Below are 20318 nucleotides of genomic sequence, written 5' to 3'. Positions count from 1 at the left end.
GCCTGTTCTCCGAATGCTTAGACCTGTAGCCAGAATGTCACCGGACCATCGTTGACCAGCGCCACCTGCATGTCGGCGGCGAATTCGCCGGTCTGGGTCTCTACGCCGCGTTCGCGGCACTGGCCAACAAAATATTGATACAACCGATCGGCGACCAAAGGTGCGGCGCCGCGCGAGAAGCTGGGCCGCATGCCCTTTTGGGTGTCCGCCGCCAGGGTGAACTGCGAAACGACCAGCACGCTGCCCCCGGCCTGCTGGACGTTGAGATTCATCTTGTCGTTCTCGTCGCCGAAAATGCGGTATCCCAACACGCGTTCGCACAGGCGCTGCGCTTTTTGCTCGTTATCGCCCTGCTCCACGCCCAATAACACTAACAAACCGGGGCCAATCTTGCCTACCGTCTCGCCACCCACCGTGACGCTGGCGTTTAACACCCGTTGAATCAACGCAATCATTCCTGCTGCCCTTCTGGTTTCTGTTCCTGTTGCTCCGCCTTCTGCCGGCGGTAGTCGCGGTATTCGCCGATGGTCACGGTGATTTCCGCGCCGAGTAACACGATACACCAGCTCCAGTAGACCCACAGGAATAAAATCGGGATCACCGCCAGCACGCCGTAAATCAGCTGGTAGGAAGGGAACATGGTGACGTACAGCGCGAATCCCTTCTTGCCCAGCTCGAACAGCAATCCGGCCACCAGCGCGCCAATCAGCGCGTCTTTGGGCGGCACCCGCACCGTCGGCACGATGCAATACAGCAGCCAGAAGGAAGCGCACGACAAAATCAGCGGGAAAATGCGCAGCACCTGATCCACCAGGCCGTTGACGCCGGTCTGTGCCAGCCAGTTGAGCGACAACAGATAGGAGCTGATGGCCATGCTGGCGCCAACCAGCAGCGGCCCCAGCGTCAGCACCATCCAGTACACGGCGAAGGAGAAGACAATCGGCCGCTTGTTCTTGCTGCGCCAGATGGTGTTCAGCACGCTGTCCACCGAGGAGATCAACAGCAGCGCGGTGACGATCAGCCCGCAGGTGCCGACGGCGGTCATCTTGTTGGAGTTGGCGACGAACTGTTCCAGGTAGTTCTGTATGACGTTGCCGGCGGCCGGCACGAAATTGGAAAAGATAAAGCTCTTCAGCTGCTCGCTGATATCGGAAAACATCGGGAAAGCGGCGAACAGAGCAAACACCACGGTGACCAGCGGCACCAGCGACAGCAGGGAAACATAGGCGAGATGGCCCGCCAACATCGTCAGGCCATCGTGATCGATACGCTGGTACAGCAGCCGTCCGAAGGTGACGCCGGGCTTAATCGCAGAGGGCAGCTTCTTGCGGCGGAAAAACGACATGGTCACTCCTTGATGTCCGTTGATACGCCTTAAGCTTAACGCGCCCTGCGCTCATTGAGCAAAATAGGCCGGCACCACGTCGCGATCGGTGACGTGCACCGTCTTGATCCCCAGCGCCTGCGCGGCGAGGACGTTCGCCGGGTGATCGTCGAAGAACACCGCGTCGGCGGCGGCGGTGTTTTCCGCGGCCAGCACATGCTGGTAGATCTCGGCCTCCGGCTTGCGCATGCCGAGATCTTGCGACAGATAGAGGTGATCGGCGGCGGCGGCCACTTCAGGATAGTGCTGCGGCCAGTAGTTGCAGTGCAGACGGTTGGTGTTCGACAGCACCACCACCCGGTGGCCCTCGTTGCGCAGGCGCTGCATGATGTCGATCACTTCCGGGCGCAGCGCGACGAATACCGCCTGCCAGCCGGTGGCGAACTGCTCGAAGCTGAGCGCGATGCCCATTTCATCGCACAGCTTGCCGGCGAAGTCTTCGTCGCTGATTTCACCGCGTTCATGCTGCTGGAACACCTCACCCATGGTGAAACGATCGGACAGCACCGCCAACGGCGTGCCGCTCAAATTGCTCCACACGCCCAGCACACGCTTGAAATCGATATCGACGATCACATTACCTAAATCAAAGATATACAGCATAGTCCTCTCCTGATGGGCCGGTGAGATTTCACTGTAGCGGGAAAAGGAACAGCTGAACAGGGAGCGAACGGAAAAGCGCATAGCGCGCCGCACAAACGGGGAACAACAGAGGAAAAAACTCAGGGCGCGAGAACCACGCCCTAAGCATGAGACACTCAATCAGCGATTAAGCGTCTTTAGGACCGCGGCTGGCACGCTTACGATCGTTTTCCGTCAGGTGACGCTTACGGATACGGATCGAGGTTGGCGTCACTTCTACCAGTTCGTCGTCATCGATGAACTCCAGAGCTTGCTCCAGGGTCATTTTGATGGCCGGAACCAGGGTAGTCGCTTCGTCAGTACCGGAAGCACGCATGTTGGTCAGCTTCTTACCGGTCAGGCAGTTTACGGTCAGGTCGTTGGAACGCGAGTGAATACCGATGATCTGGCCTTCATACACTTCCGCACCGTGGCCCAGGAACAGCTTGCCGCGATCCTGCAGGCCGAACAGCGCGAACGCGACCGCTTTGCCCTGGCCGTTGGAGATCAGCACGCCGTTCTGACGCTGGCCCACTTCGCCCGGACGCACGTCGTCGTAGTGGCTGAAGGTGGAGTACAGCAGACCGGTGCCCGAAGTCATGGTCATGAATTCGTTACGGAAGCCGATCAGACCGCGGCTTGGGATCACGTAGTCGAGACGCACGCGGCCCTTACCGTCCGGATCCATGTTTTTCAGGTCGGCTTTACGCTCGCCCATCGCCTGCATCACGGAACCCTGATGCTGCTCTTCAATATCCAGCGTCACGTTCTCGAATGGCTCCTGCTTGCGGCCATCGATTTCGCGGAAGATAACTTTCGGACGGGAAACCGCCAACTCGAAACCTTCGCGACGCATGTTTTCGATCAGCACCGACAGGTGCAGTTCGCCACGGCCGGAAACGCGGAAGGCGTCCGCATCGTCGGTTTCTTCAACGCGCAGCGCCACGTTGTGCACTAACTCCTTGTTCAGACGGTCAAGGATCTGACGCGACGTCACGTACTTGCCTTCTTTACCGCAGAACGGCGAGGTGTTGACGTTGAAGAACATGGTGACGGTCGGTTCGTCGACGGACAGCGCCGGCAGCGCTTCTACGGCGTTGGTGTCGCAGATGGTGTCGGAGATGTTCAGCTCGCCCAGGCCGGTGATGGCGATGATGTCGCCCGCTTCCGCCAAGGTGCTGTCGATACGCTCCAGACCCAGGTGGCCCAGCACTTTGCCCACTTTACCGTTGCGAGTTTTACCTTCGCTGTCGATGATGGTGACCTGCTGGTTCGGCTTCACTTTACCGCGCTTGATGCGGCCGATGCCGATAACGCCCAGGTAGTTGTTGTAGTCCAACTGGGAGATCTGCATCTGGAATGGCGCTTCCAGCTCAACCTGCGGCGCAGACACGTGGTCGACGATCGCCTGATACAGCGGGGTCATGTCTTCCGCCATGTCGGTGTGGTCGACGCCGGCGATGCCGTTCAGCGCAGAAGCGTAGATGATCGGGAAGTCGAGCTGCTCGTCGGTCGCGTCGAGGTTCACGAACAGGTCGAACACCTGATCCACAACCCAGTCAGGGCGCGCGCCAGGACGGTCAACCTTGTTGATGACCACGATCGGCTTCAGACCGTTGGCGAAGGCCTTCTTGGTCACGAAGCGGGTTTGCGGCATAGGGCCATCCATTGCATCCACAACCAGCAGCACCGAGTCAACCATCGACATCACGCGCTCTACCTCGCCGCCGAAGTCGGCGTGTCCCGGGGTATCCACGATGTTGATACGGTAACCGTTCCAATTAATGGCGGTGTTTTTTGCGAGGATGGTAATCCCACGCTCTTTCTCCAAATCGTTGGAGTCCATTACGCGTTCGGTGGCTTCCGCACGCTCTCCGAAAGTACCGGATTGTTGCAGCAGCTTATCAACCAGGGTGGTTTTACCATGGTCAACGTGGGCAATAATGGCGATGTTACGCAAATTTTCGATCACAGCTTTGCCTCGGGCATTAGAAATAGCGCGCTATTGTACACGTATTAAGCGAGGGACTAAACAAGATCACAACCATCTCTTATAAACAACCGCGTACCGGTCAGTTTGTGATCCCTTTCACGGTGCAAAAAGCCGCAATCGCTGCACTTTTGCACCATTTCGGTGCCTGCACCCGCCCTTATTGCACCATAACAGTGCAATTTATCGTTGGTGGTGCATACTGTGGCTGGGTAAAACCCGCGCAGAAAGGCGATGAACGCCTTTTTAAAAAGTTGGCACGCTTTTCGCTTTAGTCTTTTCAAGGCGAAAAAAAGCCAGTTCCACAGATTCGTTCCACGACGACGACAATGATAAACCGGGAGAGTTAAGTATGTCCGCTGAACACGTTTTGACGATGCTGAATGAGCATGAAGTGAAATTCGTAGACCTGCGTTTCACTGACACCAAGGGTAAGGAACAGCACGTGACTATCCCGGCTCACCAGGTAAACGCCGACTTCTTCGAAGAAGGCAAAATGTTTGACGGCTCCTCTATCGGTGGTTGGAAGGGCATCAACGAATCTGACATGGTGCTGATGCCGGACGCCAGCACGGCGGTTCTGGATCCGTTCTTCGAAGAACCTACCCTGATCATTCGCTGCGACATTCTCGAGCCGGGCACCATGCAAGGCTACGATCGCGACCCGCGCTCCATCTCCAAACGCGCCGAAGACTTCCTGCGCTCCTCCGGCATCGCGGATACCGTGCTGTTCGGGCCAGAGCCTGAGTTCTTCCTGTTCGACGACATCCGCTTCGGCAGCAGCATCCGCGGTTCCCACGTGGCCATCGACGACATCGAAGGCGCCTGGAACTCCGGCACAAAATACGACGGCGGCAACAAAGGCCACCGTCCGGCGGTGAAAGGCGGTTACTTCCCGGTTCCACCGGTCGACTCTTCGCAGGATCTGCGTTCCACCATGTGCTTGACCATGGAAGAGATGGGCCTGGTGGTTGAAGCGCACCACCACGAAGTGGCGACCGCCGGTCAGAACGAAGTGGCAACCCGCTTCAACACCATGACCAAGAAAGCCGACGAAATTCAGATCTACAAATACGTGGTGCACAACGTGGCGCACGCTTTCGGCAAAACCGCGACCTTCATGCCGAAGCCTATGTTCGGCGACAACGGTTCCGGCATGCACTGCCACATGTCGCTGTCCAAGAACGGCACCAACCTGTTCGCCGGCGACAAATACGGCGGCCTGTCTGAAACCGCGCTGTTCTACATCGGCGGCATCATCAAGCACGCCAAGGCGATCAACGCCCTGGCCAACCCGACCACCAACTCGTACAAACGTCTGGTGCCGGGTTACGAAGCGCCGGTGATGCTGGCTTACTCCGCCCGTAACCGCTCCGCGTCCATCCGTATCCCGGTGGTCGCCAGCCCGAAAGCGCGCCGCATCGAAGCCCGCTTCCCGGATCCGGCGGCTAACCCATACCTGTGCTTCGCCGCGCTGCTGATGGCCGGCCTGGACGGCATCATCAACAAGATCCACCCTGGCGACGCCATGGACAAAAACCTGTACGACCTGCCGCCGGAAGAAGAAGCCGAGATCCCAAAAGTGGCCGGCTCGCTGGATGAGGCGATGGCCGCACTGAACGAAGACCGCGAGTTCCTGACCCGCGGCGGCGTGTTCACCGACGATGCGATCGATGCCTACATCGAACTGCGCAAAGAAGAGATGGACCGCATTCGCATGACGCCACACCCGGTTGAGTTCGAACTGTACTACAGCGTCTAAGCCCTACCCGCGCCGTCTGCGCAGGCGGACGGCGCCCACATTTTTGTTATCGCTTTTTTGTTGCCGTGGAAACTTTCAGCCCATCTTCGGATGGGTTTTTTTCTCCACCGTATTTTCTGCAAAACTATTCCATACCGCGCCGATCCCGGATGGAGTAGGATAGATGCACTAAAAAGGTGCAGGAGTCTGCTGTATGGCAACTGGCAAGCTGCCCGATGCTGGGCAGATCCTCAATTCACTCATCAACAGCATCCTGCTGTTGGATGACTCTCTGGCGGTTCACTACGCCAACCCTGCGGCACAGCAATTGCTGGCGCAAAGCTCCCGCAAGCTGTTCGGCACGCCGCTGCCCGATTTGCTCGGTTATTTTTCGCTGAACGTCTCTTTGATGCGTGAAAGCCTGCGCGCCGGTCAGGGCTTCACCGACAACGAAGTGACCCTGGTGGTCGACGGCCGTGCGCATATCCTTTCCCTGACCGCTCAGGCGCTGCCGGAAGGCTATATTCTGGTCGAGCTGGCGCCGATGGACAATCAGCGCCGCCTGAGCCAGGAACAGCTGCAGCATGCCCAACAGGTGGCGGCCCGCGATCTGGTGCGCGGTTTGGCGCACGAGATTAAAAATCCGCTGGGCGGCCTGCGCGGCGCGGCGCAGCTGCTGGCCAAGGCGCTGCCCGATCCGGCGCTGACCGAATACACCAAGGTGATCATCGAGCAGGCCGATCGGCTGCGCAATCTGGTGGATCGCCTGCTCGGCCCGCAGCGGCCCGGCCAGCACATCACCCAGAGCATTCATCAGGTCGCGGAGCGCGTCTGCCAGCTGGTGTCGCTGGAAATGCCGGATAACGTCACGCTGGTGCGCGATTACGATCCGAGCCTGCCGGAAATGGCCCACGACCCGGATCAGATAGAACAGGTGCTACTGAACATTACCCGCAACGCGCTGCAGGCGCTGGGCGAAGCGGGCGGCACCATCACGCTGCGCACCCGCACCGCGTTTCAGATTACGCTGCACGGCACCCGCTACCGGCTGGCGGCGCGCATCGACGTCGAAGACGACGGCCCCGGCGTGCCGGCGCAGCTGCAGGACACGCTGTTCTACCCGATGGTCAGCGGCCGCGAGGGCGGCACCGGCCTGGGATTATCCATCGCCCGCAATCTTATCGATCAGCATTGCGGAAAAATTGAATTCAACAGTTGGCCAGGTCATACCGAATTCTCGGTCTACCTGCCCATTCGTCAGTGAGGTTTGCTATGCAACGAGGGATAGTCTGGATCGTCGATGACGATAGCTCCATCCGCTGGGTGCTTGAGCGCGCGCTCACCGGCGCGGGCCTGAGCTGCGCCACCTTCGAAGGCGGCAATGACGTGCTGGAAGCCTTGGCCACGCAAACCCCCGACGTGCTGCTGTCCGATATCCGCATGCCGGGCATAGACGGCCTGGCGCTGCTCAAGCAGATCAAACAGCGCCACCCGATGCTGCCGGTGATCATCATGACCGCGCATTCGGATTTGGACGCCGCCGTCAGCGCCTATCAGCAAGGGGCCTTCGACTACCTGCCGAAGCCGTTCGACATCGACGAAGCGGTGGCGCTGGTCGAGCGCGCCATCAGCCATTATCAGGAGCAGCAGCAGCCGGTGCGCAGCCAGCCGGCCAGCGATCCGGCGGCGGACATCATCGGCGAGGCGCCGGCGATGCAGGACGTGTTTCGCATCATCGGCCGGCTGTCGCGTTCGTCGATCAGCGTGTTGATCAACGGTGAATCCGGCACCGGCAAGGAGCTGGTGGCGCATGCGCTGCACCGCCACAGCCCGCGCGCCAAGTCGCCGTTCATCGCCCTGAACATGGCCGCCATCCCCAAGGATCTGATCGAGTCCGAGCTGTTCGGCCACGAGAAAGGCGCCTTCACCGGCGCGAACCAAATCCGTCAGGGCCGTTTTGAACAGGCCGACGGCGGCACGCTGTTCCTCGACGAGATCGGCGATATGCCGCTCGACGTGCAAACGCGCCTGCTGCGGGTGCTGGCGGACGGCCAGTTCTACCGGGTCGGCGGCTATGCGCCGGTGAAGGTCGACGTGCGCATCATCGCCGCCACGCACCAGAATCTGGAGCTGCGGGTGCAGGAAGGCAAGTTCCGCGAGGATCTGTTCCACCGCCTGAACGTGATCCGCGTACACCTGCCGCCGCTGCGCGAGCGCCGTGAAGATATCCCGCGGCTGGCGCGCCACTTCCTGCAGATCGCCGCCAAAGAGTTAGGCGTCGAGGCCAAGAACCTGCACCCGGAAACCGAAACCGCGCTGACCCGCCTGCCCTGGCCGGGCAACGTGCGCCAGCTGGAGAACACCTGCCGCTGGCTGACGGTGATGGCCGCCGGGCAGGAAGTGCTGATCCAGGATCTACCGGGTGAGCTGTTCGAAACCGCCGCGCCGGAAAGCCCCAGTCACAGTCTGCCGGACAGCTGGGCCACGCTGCTGGCGCAGTGGGCCGATCGCGCGCTGCGTTCCGGTCATCAAAACCTGCTGTCGGAAGCACAGCCGGAAATGGAGCGCACGCTGCTCACCACCGCGCTGCGCCACACCCAAGGGCACAAACAGGAAGCCGCGCGCCTGCTGGGCTGGGGGCGCAATACCCTGACCCGCAAGCTCAAAGAGCTGGGTATGGAATAGGAACGGGGATGGATGATGAAAAACGCCGTCCGGCGCACAAAAAAACGCCAACCGCAGGCTTTACAGCCGGTGCGGGCGCAGTATGATCGTGTCGCACACTCTGGAGGTTGACGATGCTGGACTCATTCATCGTATTCATTTCTCAGGGCGCGGAGCTGGGCTCCGCCGCCAGCCACACCCCGCAGGCGGCGGTTGCCGCGGTATTGTGCGCCGCGCTGATTAACTTCTTCAGTTAAAAAAACAGCCGCATCAGCGGCTGTTTTTTCATCCTCAGATCACCCGTGAGAATTGCTGGCTGCGCGCCTGTTGCCGCAGATAGCGGTCGAAACACATGCAGATATTGCGGATCAGCAAGCGCCCGCGCGGCGTGACGCGAATGCCCTGCTCGTCGCGCTCCACCAGCCCATCGCGTTCAAACGGCGCCAGCAGCTGCAGGTCTTCGGCGAAGTAAGCGGTGAAATCGATGCCGTATTGCCGTTCGAGCGGCTGATACGCCAACCGGAAATTGCAGATCAGGGTTTTGATCAGATCGCGCCGCAGGCAATCGTCGTCCGTCAGCGCCAGCCCGCGCCACAGGGCGTTGCCCTGCGCCGGTACGCTCTCATAGTAATGCTTCAGCTCTTTCTGGTTCTGCGCATAGCTGTCGCCGAGCATGCTGATGGCCGACACGCCCAGCCCCAGCAGATCGCTGTCGCCCTGGGTAGTATAGCCCTGGAAGTTTCGGTGCAGCTTGCCTTCGCGTTGGGCGATTGCCAGCTCGTCGTCCGGGCGCGCAAAGTGATCCATGCCGATGAACTGATAGCCGGCGCCGGTCAGGAAAGCGATGCTCTGCTGCAGAATATCCAGCTTCTGCTGGGCGCTGGGCAGATCGGCGTCTTTGATTTTGCGCTGGGCGGCGAACAAGTTCGGCATATGCGCGTAGTTGAACACGCTGAGGCGATCGGGATTCAATTCAGCCACCCGCTGCAGCGTGAAAGCGAAGCTTTCCGGCGTCTGTTTCGGCAGGCCGTAGATCAGATCGATATTGGTCGAGCGGAAGCCCAGCGCTTTGGCCCGCTCAATCAGGGCGAAGATAAAGGCTTCGTCCTGCTCGCGGTTGACCAACTGCTGCACCTGCTTGTTGAAATCCTGCACCCCCATGCTCAGACGGTTAAAGCCTTCGACGCGTAAATGATCGAGCACATCCAGCTCTATCTCGCGCGGATCGACTTCGATCGACATCTCCGCATCGGGCAGGAAATCAAAGTGTTCGCGCAGCAACGCCACCAACCGGCTGATTTGCGCTTTATCCAGGTAGGTCGGCGTACCGCCGCCCCAGTGCATCTGGCCGACCTTGCGGCCGGCGAACAGCGGCGCACGGCTGGCGATCTCTTGCGCCAAAACGTTCAGGTACTCATCGGCCTTGTGGGTCTGGCGCGTCACCAGCTTGTTGCAGCCGCAGAAGTAACACAGCTTATGACAGAAAGGGATATGCACATACAGCGACAGCGGCCGCTCAGGGTAACGCGCAGCGGCGCGTTGAAACGCCGCTTCGTCGTAGCGCTGGTTAAACTCCAGCGCCGTGGGGTATGAAGTATAACGCGGCCCTGAGTAGTTATATTTTTGGATCAGGGCCAAATCCCAGACAATCGTCTGCTCTGACATGCTCACTCCTTCCGATATCTTTTTCTACCGGGCCTGGAGAGAGGCGGTTGTCTGCGCTGTCTGGCCACGGAAGCGCTGCGAAAACGCGCTTTGCGCTTAGACAGCCGCCATAGTTTACCGAATAACCACAGCAGATAACACATCAAGAGTAGGGCTATTGCCGGGATTAGCCACATAGCGCGTTAAAAAGCGTCTTTCGGGTTGCCGCCTTTCAGCAGCTTCAGAATATCTTCCTGCTTCTCTTCTTCTTCGTCGTCGTCTTCACCCAGTTCAATGCCCAACACGTCCATCAGCACATCGATGCGATCCAACGTTTTATCGACATAGGTCTGCTCTTCCGCGTTCAGCGTTTCGCCATCGTCGATGCGATCCAGCAGCGCGTTCAGGCGTTCGTCATTTTCCAGCTTCGCCAGCTCTTCTTCCGGCGACAGGCGCGGTTTCGCTTCGGCCTTTGGCTTCGGCTGCGGTTTGGCCTTCGCTTTGGTTTCGTCGACCACCAGCGCAACCGGCACTTTACTGCCGATACGCGGATCTTTGGCTTCCGCCGCCGATTTGTTCTTCTGGCTGCCGGACTCGACCTGGGTGCGCGAACCGGAAGCGTGGCCGCGGCGCTTTTTCAGGCGTTTGCGCTCGCGCGCTTCCTGATCGAGCTCCATACGGCTTTTCTTTTTCGTTTTTGACTTCGCCGCGCTGCCGCGAGGTGCTTTTGATGGCTGGTTCATAGCGTGTGCTCTTAGGTATGTAGATTCAGTATAGAATTGCGGCGGAATCTAGCAGAAAGCGGACAAAGAAAAAAGGCGGCAGGTTAAACCTGCCGCCTATTTCGCACCTTCTTGCGAAGGGTATTCCTGTTACGCGCTCCTTGCGCACATGCAACATCCCGGTTTTTCCTTCTGCTATAACCGCATTCCCTGCCACTACGTCCTTCATCCTGAAAGAAAAATCGTCCATGGCGCAATCCATTCGCATTCGCTCTTCCCGAGCGAGCTTCCTGCCGGCATCCAAACTGCCAATACTTCACCATCCGATGTGCCTGCCGCCTGTTCCGGTGCGAAAGGGTCACTTCCTGTTGCGTTCATCCTGGCACTCATTGCACGCCCTGTGCATTCCCTGAGATTTGTCATCCTTCCCGGATGTTCCTTAATCCTGCGCAACCCTGCGTTAACGACTACTTTACGTTATTGTTGCCAAGGCTCAAGGCACCTGACGCCGATTTGGACGACATTTCCCTACAACGAAAAAACAACATATTGTTTTTAAAATAAAAACAGAAACATCACTTTCGAATAAAGCGACATTACCCGCGATTCGAATGGCAAATGTCTCACAACGTACGCGCGGCATAACTGTCGTTTTATCGCGTCCCGCCGCTTAAAAACCGAGAAACACGCCATTTTTACCGCTGATGCAGTTATAATCGCCAACCAGTTAGCCATCCTCACGGAGACGAAAAATTTTGACCAGCAAGAACTACAACTATCATGTGACCCATTTCGTCACCAGCGCACCCGATATTCGCCATCTGCCGGGGGATGCAGGAATTGAAGTCGCCTTTGCCGGCCGTTCCAACGCCGGGAAATCCAGCGCGCTGAATACGCTGACCAACCAAAAAAGCCTGGCGCGCACCAGTAAGACGCCGGGGCGCACCCAGCTGATCAACCTGTTCGAAGTGGAAGACGGCATCCGCCTGGTCGACCTACCGGGTTACGGCTACGCCGAAGTGCCGGAAGAGATGAAGCGCAAATGGCAGCGCGCGCTGGGCGAATACCTGCAGATGCGCAACAGCCTGAAAGGCCTGGTGGTGCTGATGGATATTCGCCATCCGCTGAAAGATCTCGACCAGCAGATGATCCAGTGGGCGGTCGACGTCGGCACGCCGGTGCTGGTGCTGCTGACCAAGGCCGACAAGCTGGCCTCCGGCGCACGCAAGGCGCAGCTCAATATGGTGCGTGAAGCGGTGCTGCCGTTTATGGGGGATATCCAGGTTGAAGCCTTCTCGTCGCTGAAGAAGATCGGCGTCGACAAGCTGCGCCAGAAGCTGGACACCTGGTTTAACGAGATCCCACCGGAAGTGCTGCCGGAAGACGAAGCCGGCGAATAAGCCCAGGCCGAACGCCAGAGCCGATGCCTCGCCGCATCGGCTTTTTTATACCCGCAGTTCAGCCGCAGGCGGGATTTTTTGTTATCTAATTACAGTTCTGAAATAAAGCCATCATAAAAACTTATCGCCAGGGCTGGCTTATCTCGCCGGATTACGCGAGTCGAGAGGGGGGGAAGCAGGAACGAAAAGCGGTGCGGAGCGATAGGAAAAACGTATGGTTTGCTGCTGTTTTTACAATAAAAAACGCCCCAGTCAATACTGACTGGGGCGGCTAAATATTCAGCCAAATCCGATTACGTGAAGTAAAAGGTCTGAAAGATAGAACATCTTACCTCTGTACCCTACGCCTGTAACTCTACCTTATTTTTTCGCAGGGCAAAAGAATTTTTTGTAGTTTACTTACACAATTTGCGGCACAAGAACGGCGAAGTTGGGGAAACTATCGCCGCATCTTGTAGCTTAATTACGAAAAGTGCTTAGGTTATCGCCAGTTAGCGCATCCGGCGATAACCCGGTAATCAGTGCGCCTCATCCCAGTTCATGCCGACGCCCACGTCGACCTTCAGCGGCACCGCCAGGGTCATGCTGCCTTCCATCAATTGACGGATGCGTTGGCTGGCTTCTTCGATCACCGACTCATGCACCTCAAATACCAATTCATCGTGCACCTGCATGATCGCGCGCACCAACGGCTTCTCCTGCCCTTGCAGCCAGGCGTCGACCTCGATCATCGCACGCTTGATGATATCGGCCGCGGTGCCCTGCATCGGGGCGTTAATGGCGGCGCGCTCGGCCGCCTTGCGGCGCATGGCGTTGCTGGAGCGGACGTCCGGCAGGTACAGGCGGCGCCCGTCCAGCGTGCTGACATAGCCCTGTTCGGAAGCCTGCTGACGGGTGCGCTCCATGTAGTCCAGCACGCCCGGGTAACGCTCGAAGTACAGATCCATATAGCGCTGGGCTTCCCCACGCGGGATCCCCAACTGGCGCGCCAGGCCGAAGGCGCTCATGCCGTAAATCAGGCCAAAGTTAATCGCCTTGGCGCTGCGGCGCTGTTCGCCGGTCACTTTATCCAACGGCACACCGAAGACTTCCGACGCCGTGGCGCGGTGAATGTCTTTCCCTTCGGCGAAGGCCTTCAGCAGCCCTTCATCCTGTGACAGATGCGCCATGATGCGCAGCTCAATCTGCGAGTAGTCGGCCGCGACGATGCGGTAGCCTTCCGGCGCGATGAAAGCCTGGCGGATGCGCCGCCCTTCTTCGTTGCGCACCGGGATGTTCTGCAGGTTCGGATCGCTCGAGGAGAGACGGCCGGTCGCAGTCACCGCCTGATGGTACGAGGTGTGTACCCGGCCGCTGACCGGGTTGATCATCAGCGGTAGCTTGTCGGTATAGGTGGTCTTCAGCTTCGCCAGGCCGCGGTATTCCAGGATCACCTTCGGCAGCGGGTAATCCAGCGCCAGCTCGGCCAGCACTTCTTCGTTGGTAGAAGGCGCACCGCCTGGGGTTTTCTTCAGCACCGGCAACTTTTGTTTCTCGTACAAGATAGCCTGCAGCTGCTTGGTCGACGCCAGGTTGAACGGCTCTTCCGCCAGCTCGTGGGCCTGCGCCTCCAGCTCAGCCAGACGCTTGGCCAGCTCCTGGGAGTGGGCCGACAAAATGGCCGGATCGATCAGCACCCCGGTGCGTTCGATATGCGACAGCACCGGCAGCAGCGGCATTTCAATCTCGTTGAACACCGTCAGCAGCTCTGCGCTCTGTTTCAACTGCGGCCACATCGCCAGGTGCAACTGCAGCGTGACATCGGCGTCTTCGGCGGCGTAAGGCGCCGCCTGCTCCAGCGCGATCTGATTGAACGTCAGCTGGTTTTTGCCCTTGCCGGCGATCTCTTCGAAGGTGATGGTTTTATGGCCCAGATAACGATCGGCCAGGCTGTCCATATCGTGACGGCCGCCGACGCTGTCCAGCACATAGGACTCCAGCATGGTGTCGTAGGCGATGCCGCGCATCTCAATGCCGTAGCGCGCCAGCAGGCTCATGTCGAACTTCAGGTTTTGCCCGACCTTCAGCGCCTTCTCGTCCTCCAGCAGCGGCTTGAGCGCTTCCAGCACGTAGGCTCGGTCCAACTGTGGCGGAGCGTCCAGATAATCGTGCGCCACCGGCAAATAAGCCGCTTCGCCCGGCGCGATCGCGAAGGACAGGCCGATCAGGTTGGCGGTCAGGGTATCCAGACCATCGGTTTCGGTATCGAAGGCAAACACGTCGGCCTTTTTCAGCCGCGCCAGCCAGTCGGTAAAGGCCGCTTCATCCAGAATGGTGACATAACCGTCCTGGGACAGCTTGGCCTCCGCCAGCGCCTTCGGCGCTTCCGCGGCGGCGGCCGGTTTGCCACCGCCGGCAGCTTTCGCTCCCGCGCCTTTCTTGTTTTCCAACCATACGCCGGCTTCCACGTCCGCCAGCCAGCGTTTGAATTCGTACTGTTTGAACAGCTGCTGCAGCGTATCGACATCCGGTGCAGAGACCGTCAGATCCGCGCAGGTCAGATCCAGCTCAACGTCGGTTTTGATCGTCGCCAGCTTATAGGAGAGGTACGCGACCTCTTTGTTCTGCTCCAGCTTAGCCGCCATGGTTTTGGCGCCGCGGAAGCTCAGCGTGGCGATATTCTCCAGATTGCCGTACAGCGCATCCAGCCCGCCGATACCCTGCAGCAACGCCTGAGCGGTTTTCTCACCCACGCCCGGCACGCCGGGAATGTTGTCCGATGAATCGCCCATCAGCGCCAGGAAGTCGATGATCAGCTCCGGCGGAATACCGTACTTGTCGCACACTTCCTGCGGGCCGAGGATGGTGTTGTTCATGGTGTTGATCAGGGTGACGTTCGGCGTCACCAGCTGCGCCATGTCTTTGTCGCCGGTGCTGATCAGCACCGCGTGGCCAGCTTTTTCGGCCTCCAGCGCCAGCGTACCGATGACGTCGTCCGCCTCAACGCCGGGCGTCACCAGCAGCGGCAGGCCCATCGCCTTGACCATGTTATGCAGCGGCTCGATCTGCGCACGCAGATCGTCCGGCATCGGTGGCCGGTGCGATTTGTATTCGGCGAAGAGATCATCGCGAAAGGTCTTCCCTTTGGCATCAAACACCACGGCAACGTGGCTCGGTTGATACTGCAGCAGCAGGCTGCGCAGCATATTCAGCACGCCGTACATCGCGCCGGTCGGCTCGCCCGCCGAGTTGGTCAGAGGCGGGAAGGCGTGATAAGCACGGTAGAGGTAGGAGGAACCGTCAACCAGGATTAGTGGGTTTTCTGCAATCTGGGCCATAGCGTTTCTTTATCGTGATCGGACATAGGGGTAAGCATGCCATAGCTGGCCGCCGGAGACGAACCTTAGCGTGCATTGCGGACGAAAATGATGAGATTGTGCGCGAGGATCCGCAAGATCTTACCTGTGGATAACTTTGTGCATAGAAAAGAGACCGAATTATAACGTTGTGATTATCGTTATAACGGCGAATAAAATTCCTATTTAAATCACCGCGTTAAAAGAACGAATTCCGGCGACGCTTTATTACTGGCTTTTATTGGATTTGTGGATATAACTTTCGCCGGATTTTAATCGCACTATTAATCAAATTCGGCGCCTCAATTACCTTAGCACAAGCTGGACAAGTTGCACAAAAACTCGGCAAATGGTTATCCGGCGAGGCCAAAAACAGTGATTTTTAGCGGCGCTTTACCCCGACATTCTCTGTTAAAATAGGCTTTTGTTCATGCGCTTCGGCATGCAACGATGTTCCCAACAACCGTCAGCCCATAACCATGCCAAGATTGTTAACACCTGTTATTTTTATCATTTCCGTCATACTCACCATTCTGGTGACGGTGTTGTGTTCTATCCCCATCACGCTGGCCGGCATCGTGAAACTCCTGGTGCCCATTCCCGCCGTCTGGCGATATATCTCTGCTTTTGCCGATTTCATGATGTGGTGTTGGTGTCAGGGGTTGGCGTTGTTATTGCGCATTAACGGGCAATTGCGTTGGGATATTGAAGGGCTGGAAGGGCTGGATCGCAAAAACTGGTATCTGCTGATCAGCAACCACGAAAGCTGGTCAGACATTGTCGTGTTGTGCGTGCTGTTCAGAAATCATATTCCAATGAATAAGTATTTCCTCAAGCAACAGCTCGCCTGGGTGCCTTTTGTCGGCCTGGCCTGCTGGGCGCTGGATATGCCATTCATGAAGCGTTACTCCCGCGCCTATTTGCTCAAGCATCCGGAGAAGCGCGGCAAGGATATCGAAACCACGCGCCGTTCCTGCGAAAAATTCCGTCAACGTCCAACCACCATCGTCAATTTCGTCGAAGGTTCGCGCTTCACCGAAGCTAAGAAAATTAAAAGCAATTCGCCGTATCGCAATTTGCTGGCGCCCAAAGCCGCCGGCATCGCGTTTACCCTTAGCGCGCTGGGCAATCAGTTCGACAAAGTGTTGAACGTCACTCTGCTCTATCCGGAAAATAACCAACGGCCTTTTCTGGATATGCTGTGCGGTCGTTTGACGCGCATCGTGGTAAGAATAGAGACGCTACCGATCGATGAAACCCTGCACGGGGACTATTTCAACGACAAGCAGTTCAAGCGGCGTTTCCAACTGTGGCTGAATACGCTGTGGCAGGAAAAAGACCGGCTGCTGGATAAATTGAAGCGGCAATACGGATAAAAAAAACGCCGGCAACGAACGCCGGCGTTTTTCATGTTGAATCTGGCTTATTTCTGCTGGCTGAGGAATTTAACCACATCGGCGAACTGCTTCACGTAAGCGTCCATCGAGCTGGTGTCCAGGCCATCGTTTTTAACCATGTATTTGCCGTTCACGAATACCGCCGGCACACCGCGCAGCTGCAGATCTTCCGCGGCTTTCTCCTGTTGAACCACCAGAGATTTCACCACGAAGCTGTTCCATGCCGCGTCATAATCTGCGGCGGTCACGCCCGCTTTCACGAAGACGTTACGGATATCGTCCGGCGTTTGCACGGTCTGGGTTTTCTGCACCGCTTCAAACATCAACGGGCTTACCTTGTCTTCCACGCCCAGCGCCATCGCCACCGCCCATGCCTGAGTCAGCTGTTTGCCCAGCGGCCCCAGGAACTCAACGTGGTACTTGGTCATTTTGGTGCCAGCAGGCAGCGCCTTCTTCACGTTCTCGGACACGTGATAGACCTGCTCGAACTGGTAGCAGTGCGGGCAGTAGAAGGAGAAGAACTCCAGCACCTGAGGCTCACCGGTCACCGGCTTGTCCAGGGTCACGTACTGAGCGCCATCGCTGAACTGTGCCGCCGAGGCACTGAAGGCCATCACCATGCCAACGAGCGCCAACCATATTTTTTTCATAAGACTAAACTCTCCATTGTGTTAAAGCTTCAATACATTGGCGTCAGCTGCAGAGGGGGCTCCTGCAACAGCTTAACCTGTTCGGTGAAGGCCGCAGTCTGAGACAACCAGAAATCAGACTCCGCCATCCACGGAAAACTCTTAGGGAAGGCCGGATCCTGCCAACGGCGGGCGACCCAGGCCAGGTAATACACCATGCGCATCGCCCGCAGCGGCTCAATCAACGCCAGCTCGCGTTGGTCGAACTCGGCAAATTCGCCGTACGCTTCCAGCAAGACGTCCAGCTGCATCAATTGATCGCGCCGCTCACCGTGCAACAGCATCCACAAATCCTGCACCGCCGGGCCGTTACGCGCGTCATCAAGATCGACGAACAGCGGGCCGTCGCGCCACAGAATATTGCCGGGATGGCAATCACCGTGCAAACGGCGTGGCTGCCAGTCCAGATGCCAGTTCGCCTTGATCGCCGCAATCAGGTTGTCCGTTGCCAGCAGGAACGCGTCACGCTGTGCTGCCGGCAACAGCCCGCAATCGGCCAACACCTGACGCGGGGCGGTGAGATACTCTTCAACCCCCATCGTCGGCCGTTCGGCGAACAAACGCTCGCCGCCGACCTGATGGATACGGCCCAGGAAACGACCCACCCATTCCAACTGATCCAGGTTGTCTATCTCATATTGGCGCCCGCCCACGCTGGGAAACAGGGTAAAGAAGAATCCACCGTGCGTATGCAGCGTAGCGCCTTGCAGCGCCAGCGGCGCCACCGCCGGAATTTCCGCGCTGGCCAGATCCAGAGCGAACTGATGTTCCTCACCGATTTGTGCGGCGCTCCAGCGCTCCGGGCGGTAAAACTTCACTACGTAGCGCCGGCGATCTTCGTCTATAAACTGATAGACGCGGTTCTCATAGCTGTTCAGCGCCGTCAGGCCGGAATCGACGCGCAGGCCAACCCCTTCTAGCGCGTCCATAATCAAATCGGGCGACAGGGTGTCGAAATTAAAAGCAGAGTTATTCATAACGTTCGTTTGATCGCTGACAGCACGGTGCCGGGAATGAGAAATAGTAGCATTAATGGCGCATTTGACGCGCTATGCTTTCTCGCACCGCGCGAGGATCAGTCCTTGATAACGCCGCGAGCGCGCAACAGCGCCGTTTTAAAATCTTCTTCGTAATCTTTCTTCAGGCCCGGGATCTGATCCGTGCCGGCGCTGCCGCGCATTTTCAGATGGTAAATAAGAATGTCGTCGCTCAGTTCGGACAACTCGCCCTGGAAGCCCGCTTCCTGCGCCAGCTTTTGCAAAAACTGCATCAAATTGAGATCGGGATCTTCCTGCCAGGCCGGGTGCAACAGCTCGATCAACTCGTTTACGCGATGCGTTTTCATCTCAATATCGTCCAATAGCATGAATAAACTCACAAAGTAACAGGCTTACCCACGCAGTGAAAGAACCGGCTTGTCAATAAAGGTAAATCCTGATGTCGCACCGGCTTTAGCGCTACAATCAGCGCATCGACAAGGCGGGATAAACGAGATGCATAAAGAAATCAGCGGCGTCATTTTGGCCGGCGGACGGGCCACGCGTATGGGCGGTGAAGACAAAGGCCTGGTGTCGATTGCCGGTATCGCACTCTATCAACACGTATTGGCTCGGTTACGGCCGCAAGTGGCTTCCGTCGCCATCAGCGCCAATCGCAATCAGGCACGTTACCAGGCGAGCGGTTTGCCGGTGATTGGCGATCTGACGCCCGATTTCGCCGGGCCGTTGGCCGGGATGCTCGCCGGGCTCAAACAGGCCCCCAGCGAGTGGGTGGCCTTCGTCCCTTGTGACGTCCCCGACTTTCCCGCCGACTTAGTCGCGCAGCTATGGCGGCAAAAAGGCGCGGCGCCAGCAGCCTTTGCCAGCGATGGTGAACGAGATCACCCTACGCTGGCATTATTGCATACCCAAATAGCGCCGCAGCTGGCCGACTATCTGGCGCGCGGTGAACGCAAGCTGATGCTGTTCTTGCATCAGATTAACGCACAACGCGTGGTGTTCAGCGGGCAGCAAACGGCATTTCATAACCTGAATACGCCGGAAGACTGCCTGCACTGGCAGCAAGCACGAGAGCTAAAAACATGAATCGTTCATTGCCCCCTTTGCTGGCCATCGGCGCCTACAGCGGGACGGGGAAAACCACCCTGCTCAAGCAATTGATCCCAATGCTGAAAGAGCGCCAGGTGCGGGTTGGGCTGATAAAGCATACGCATCACGACATGGATGTGGATACGCCGGGTAAAGACAGCTATGAGCTGCGCAAAGCGGGTGCCGACCAAACGCTGGTCGCCAGCGATCGCCGTTGGGCATTGATGACCGAAACGCCGGAGCAACAACCTTTGGATCTACGCTACCTGGCAGGGCGTTTTGACGCCGATAAGGTCGATTTGATTCTGGTGGAAGGGTTCAAATATGAGCCGGTCAGCAAGATTCTGCTTTATCGGGCCGAGATCGGCAGACCGTTGGAAGACATGCTGGATCAGTTTGTCGTGGCGGTAGCCAGCGACCGGCCGCTATCCATCGCGGCTAAGCAGTTGGATCTCAATCAACCGGAAAGTATCGCCGACTTTATTGTCGAGTGGTTGAAAGGCGCAGCGTAGCTGCGCTTTTTTGCGTTTTACGCATAGCAAAAAGCCCTGAACGTCAGTTCAGGGCTTTCGGCTTGGTTTGATGCCTGGCAGTGTCCTACACAATTCGTCTCATCCTGAGACTCTCCCCTCCGGGGCCGCCGC

20 protein-coding genes are annotated in these 20318 nt (G+C 57.9%); 8 read left to right on the top strand and 12 right to left on the bottom strand.

From position 1 onward, the window contains the following. Positions 1 to 17: 17 nt before the first annotated feature. From dtd to typA, 4 genes are all read right to left on the bottom strand, one after another. On the bottom strand, positions 18 to 455 hold the full coding sequence (gene dtd / locus ACJ8IN_RS19210; protein WP_016929644.1) for a D-aminoacyl-tRNA deacylase: 438 nt from the start codon (positions 453 to 455) through the stop codon (positions 18 to 20). Then, positions 452 to 1345, bottom strand: coding sequence for a virulence factor BrkB family protein (locus tag ACJ8IN_RS19205; RefSeq protein ID WP_033636493.1), 894 nt, complete (start codon positions 1343 to 1345; stop codon positions 452 to 454). Before ACJ8IN_RS19205 ends, dtd begins: the two co-directional genes overlap by 4 nt. A 51-nt stretch (positions 1346 to 1396) precedes the next feature. Continuing rightward, positions 1397 to 1987, bottom strand: coding sequence for a glucose-1-phosphatase (gene yihX / locus ACJ8IN_RS19200; RefSeq protein ID WP_033636494.1), 591 nt, complete (start codon positions 1985 to 1987; stop codon positions 1397 to 1399). A gap of 166 nt (positions 1988 to 2153) precedes the next feature. Then, a complete protein-coding gene (typA, locus tag ACJ8IN_RS19195; protein ID WP_004931243.1) occupies positions 2154 to 3977 on the bottom strand; it encodes a ribosome-dependent GTPase TypA in 1824 nt (607 codons plus the stop codon). Positions 3978 to 4347: 370 nt separating this feature from the next. Between typA and glnA the strand changes: the two genes are divergently transcribed. The 4 genes from glnA to ACJ8IN_RS19175 all read left to right on the top strand — a co-directional run bounded on the left by glnA (position 4348) and on the right by ACJ8IN_RS19175 (position 8657). Then, positions 4348 to 5757 (top strand): glutamate--ammonia ligase, encoded by a 1410-nt coding sequence (glnA, locus tag ACJ8IN_RS19190; protein ID WP_004931244.1) that lies wholly within the window; start codon positions 4348 to 4350, stop codon positions 5755 to 5757. Between the two features lie 193 nt (positions 5758 to 5950). Beyond that, positions 5951 to 7000, top strand: coding sequence for a nitrogen regulation protein NR(II) (glnL, locus tag ACJ8IN_RS19185; protein ID WP_004931246.1), 1050 nt, complete (start codon positions 5951 to 5953; stop codon positions 6998 to 7000). An 8-nt stretch (positions 7001 to 7008) separates the two neighbouring features. After that, a complete protein-coding gene (glnG, locus tag ACJ8IN_RS19180) occupies positions 7009 to 8421 on the top strand; it encodes a nitrogen regulation protein NR(I) (protein WP_015379452.1) in 1413 nt (470 codons plus the stop codon). 113 nt (positions 8422 to 8534) lie between these two features. Continuing rightward, positions 8535 to 8657, top strand: coding sequence for a YshB family small membrane protein (locus ACJ8IN_RS19175; RefSeq protein ID WP_015379453.1), 123 nt, complete (start codon positions 8535 to 8537; stop codon positions 8655 to 8657). A gap of 34 nt (positions 8658 to 8691) precedes the next feature. On the opposite strand, the gene hemN is transcribed toward ACJ8IN_RS19175, so the two are convergent. The 3 genes from hemN to ACJ8IN_RS19160 form a co-directional block, all read right to left on the bottom strand. Next, the gene (hemN, locus tag ACJ8IN_RS19170) at positions 8692 to 10065 is read right to left on the bottom strand and encodes an oxygen-independent coproporphyrinogen III oxidase (RefSeq protein ID WP_033649750.1); all 1374 of its coding nucleotides are present in this window, start codon (positions 10063 to 10065) and stop codon (positions 8692 to 8694) included. A 182-nt stretch (positions 10066 to 10247) separates the two neighbouring features. Next, positions 10248 to 10787: a Der GTPase-activating protein YihI gene (gene yihI, locus ACJ8IN_RS19165; RefSeq protein ID WP_308326133.1), complete on the bottom strand. Its 540-nt coding sequence runs from the start codon at positions 10785 to 10787 to the stop codon at positions 10248 to 10250. A gap of 25 nt (positions 10788 to 10812) precedes the next feature. Continuing rightward, positions 10813 to 11016, bottom strand: a complete 204-nt coding sequence (locus tag ACJ8IN_RS19160; RefSeq protein ID WP_223182053.1) for a hypothetical protein — start codon at positions 11014 to 11016, stop codon at positions 10813 to 10815. Positions 11017 to 11521: 505 nt separating this feature from the next. Between ACJ8IN_RS19160 and yihA the strand changes: the two genes are divergently transcribed. Further along, on the top strand, positions 11522 to 12166 hold the full coding sequence (yihA, locus tag ACJ8IN_RS19155) for a ribosome biogenesis GTP-binding protein YihA/YsxC (RefSeq protein WP_019452177.1): 645 nt from the start codon (positions 11522 to 11524) through the stop codon (positions 12164 to 12166). Positions 12167 to 12445: 279 nt separating this feature from the next. Here yihA and ACJ8IN_RS19150 read toward each other — a convergent pair whose 3' ends face one another. Further along, positions 12446 to 12493 carry a spot 42 RNA, inhibition of DNA synthesis gene (locus ACJ8IN_RS19150; protein WP_071892919.1) on the bottom strand — a complete coding sequence of 16 codons (48 nt, stop codon included), beginning with the start codon at positions 12491 to 12493 and terminating at the stop codon, positions 12446 to 12448. Positions 12494 to 12684: 191 nt separating this feature from the next. Beyond that, a complete protein-coding gene (gene polA / locus ACJ8IN_RS19145) occupies positions 12685 to 15483 on the bottom strand; it encodes a DNA polymerase I (RefSeq protein WP_047569990.1) in 2799 nt (932 codons plus the stop codon). Between the two features lie 497 nt (positions 15484 to 15980). On the opposite strand from polA, the gene ACJ8IN_RS19140 reads away from it, so the two are divergent. Beyond that, positions 15981 to 16877: an acyltransferase gene (locus ACJ8IN_RS19140; protein WP_033636498.1), complete on the top strand. Its 897-nt coding sequence runs from the start codon at positions 15981 to 15983 to the stop codon at positions 16875 to 16877. Between the two features lie 47 nt (positions 16878 to 16924). On the opposite strand, the gene dsbA is transcribed toward ACJ8IN_RS19140, so the two are convergent. The 3 genes from dsbA to ACJ8IN_RS19125 all read right to left on the bottom strand — a co-directional run bounded on the left by dsbA (position 16925) and on the right by ACJ8IN_RS19125 (position 18932). Beyond that, a complete protein-coding gene (gene dsbA / locus ACJ8IN_RS19135; protein WP_004931264.1) occupies positions 16925 to 17548 on the bottom strand; it encodes a thiol:disulfide interchange protein DsbA in 624 nt (207 codons plus the stop codon). A gap of 29 nt (positions 17549 to 17577) precedes the next feature. After that, positions 17578 to 18564: a serine/threonine protein kinase gene (locus ACJ8IN_RS19130; protein ID WP_308326134.1), complete on the bottom strand. Its 987-nt coding sequence runs from the start codon at positions 18562 to 18564 to the stop codon at positions 17578 to 17580. A 98-nt stretch (positions 18565 to 18662) separates the two neighbouring features. After that, the gene (locus tag ACJ8IN_RS19125; RefSeq protein WP_033638631.1) at positions 18663 to 18932 is read right to left on the bottom strand and encodes a YihD family protein; all 270 of its coding nucleotides are present in this window, start codon (positions 18930 to 18932) and stop codon (positions 18663 to 18665) included. A gap of 148 nt (positions 18933 to 19080) precedes the next feature. Between ACJ8IN_RS19125 and mobA the strand changes: the two genes are divergently transcribed. Both mobA and mobB read left to right on the top strand, forming a co-directional pair. Further along, positions 19081 to 19671 carry a molybdenum cofactor guanylyltransferase MobA gene (mobA, locus tag ACJ8IN_RS19120; RefSeq protein WP_033636501.1) on the top strand — a complete coding sequence of 197 codons (591 nt, stop codon included), beginning with the start codon at positions 19081 to 19083 and terminating at the stop codon, positions 19669 to 19671. Beyond that, complete coding sequence (mobB, locus tag ACJ8IN_RS19115) at positions 19668 to 20186, top strand: molybdopterin-guanine dinucleotide biosynthesis protein MobB (RefSeq protein WP_060424781.1); 519 nt, start codon at positions 19668 to 19670, stop codon at positions 20184 to 20186. The genes mobA and mobB overlap by 4 nt, the downstream gene beginning before the upstream one ends. Positions 20187 to 20318: the final 132 nt, after the last annotated feature.

This window comes from Serratia sp. CY31944 (assembly GCF_052169175.1).
In the GTDB taxonomy this organism is placed as follows: Bacteria; Pseudomonadota; Gammaproteobacteria; order Enterobacterales; family Enterobacteriaceae; genus Serratia; species Serratia sarumanii.
Note: the sequence above shows the minus strand (reverse complement) of the source record. Positions and strands in the feature narration are given on the sequence as shown.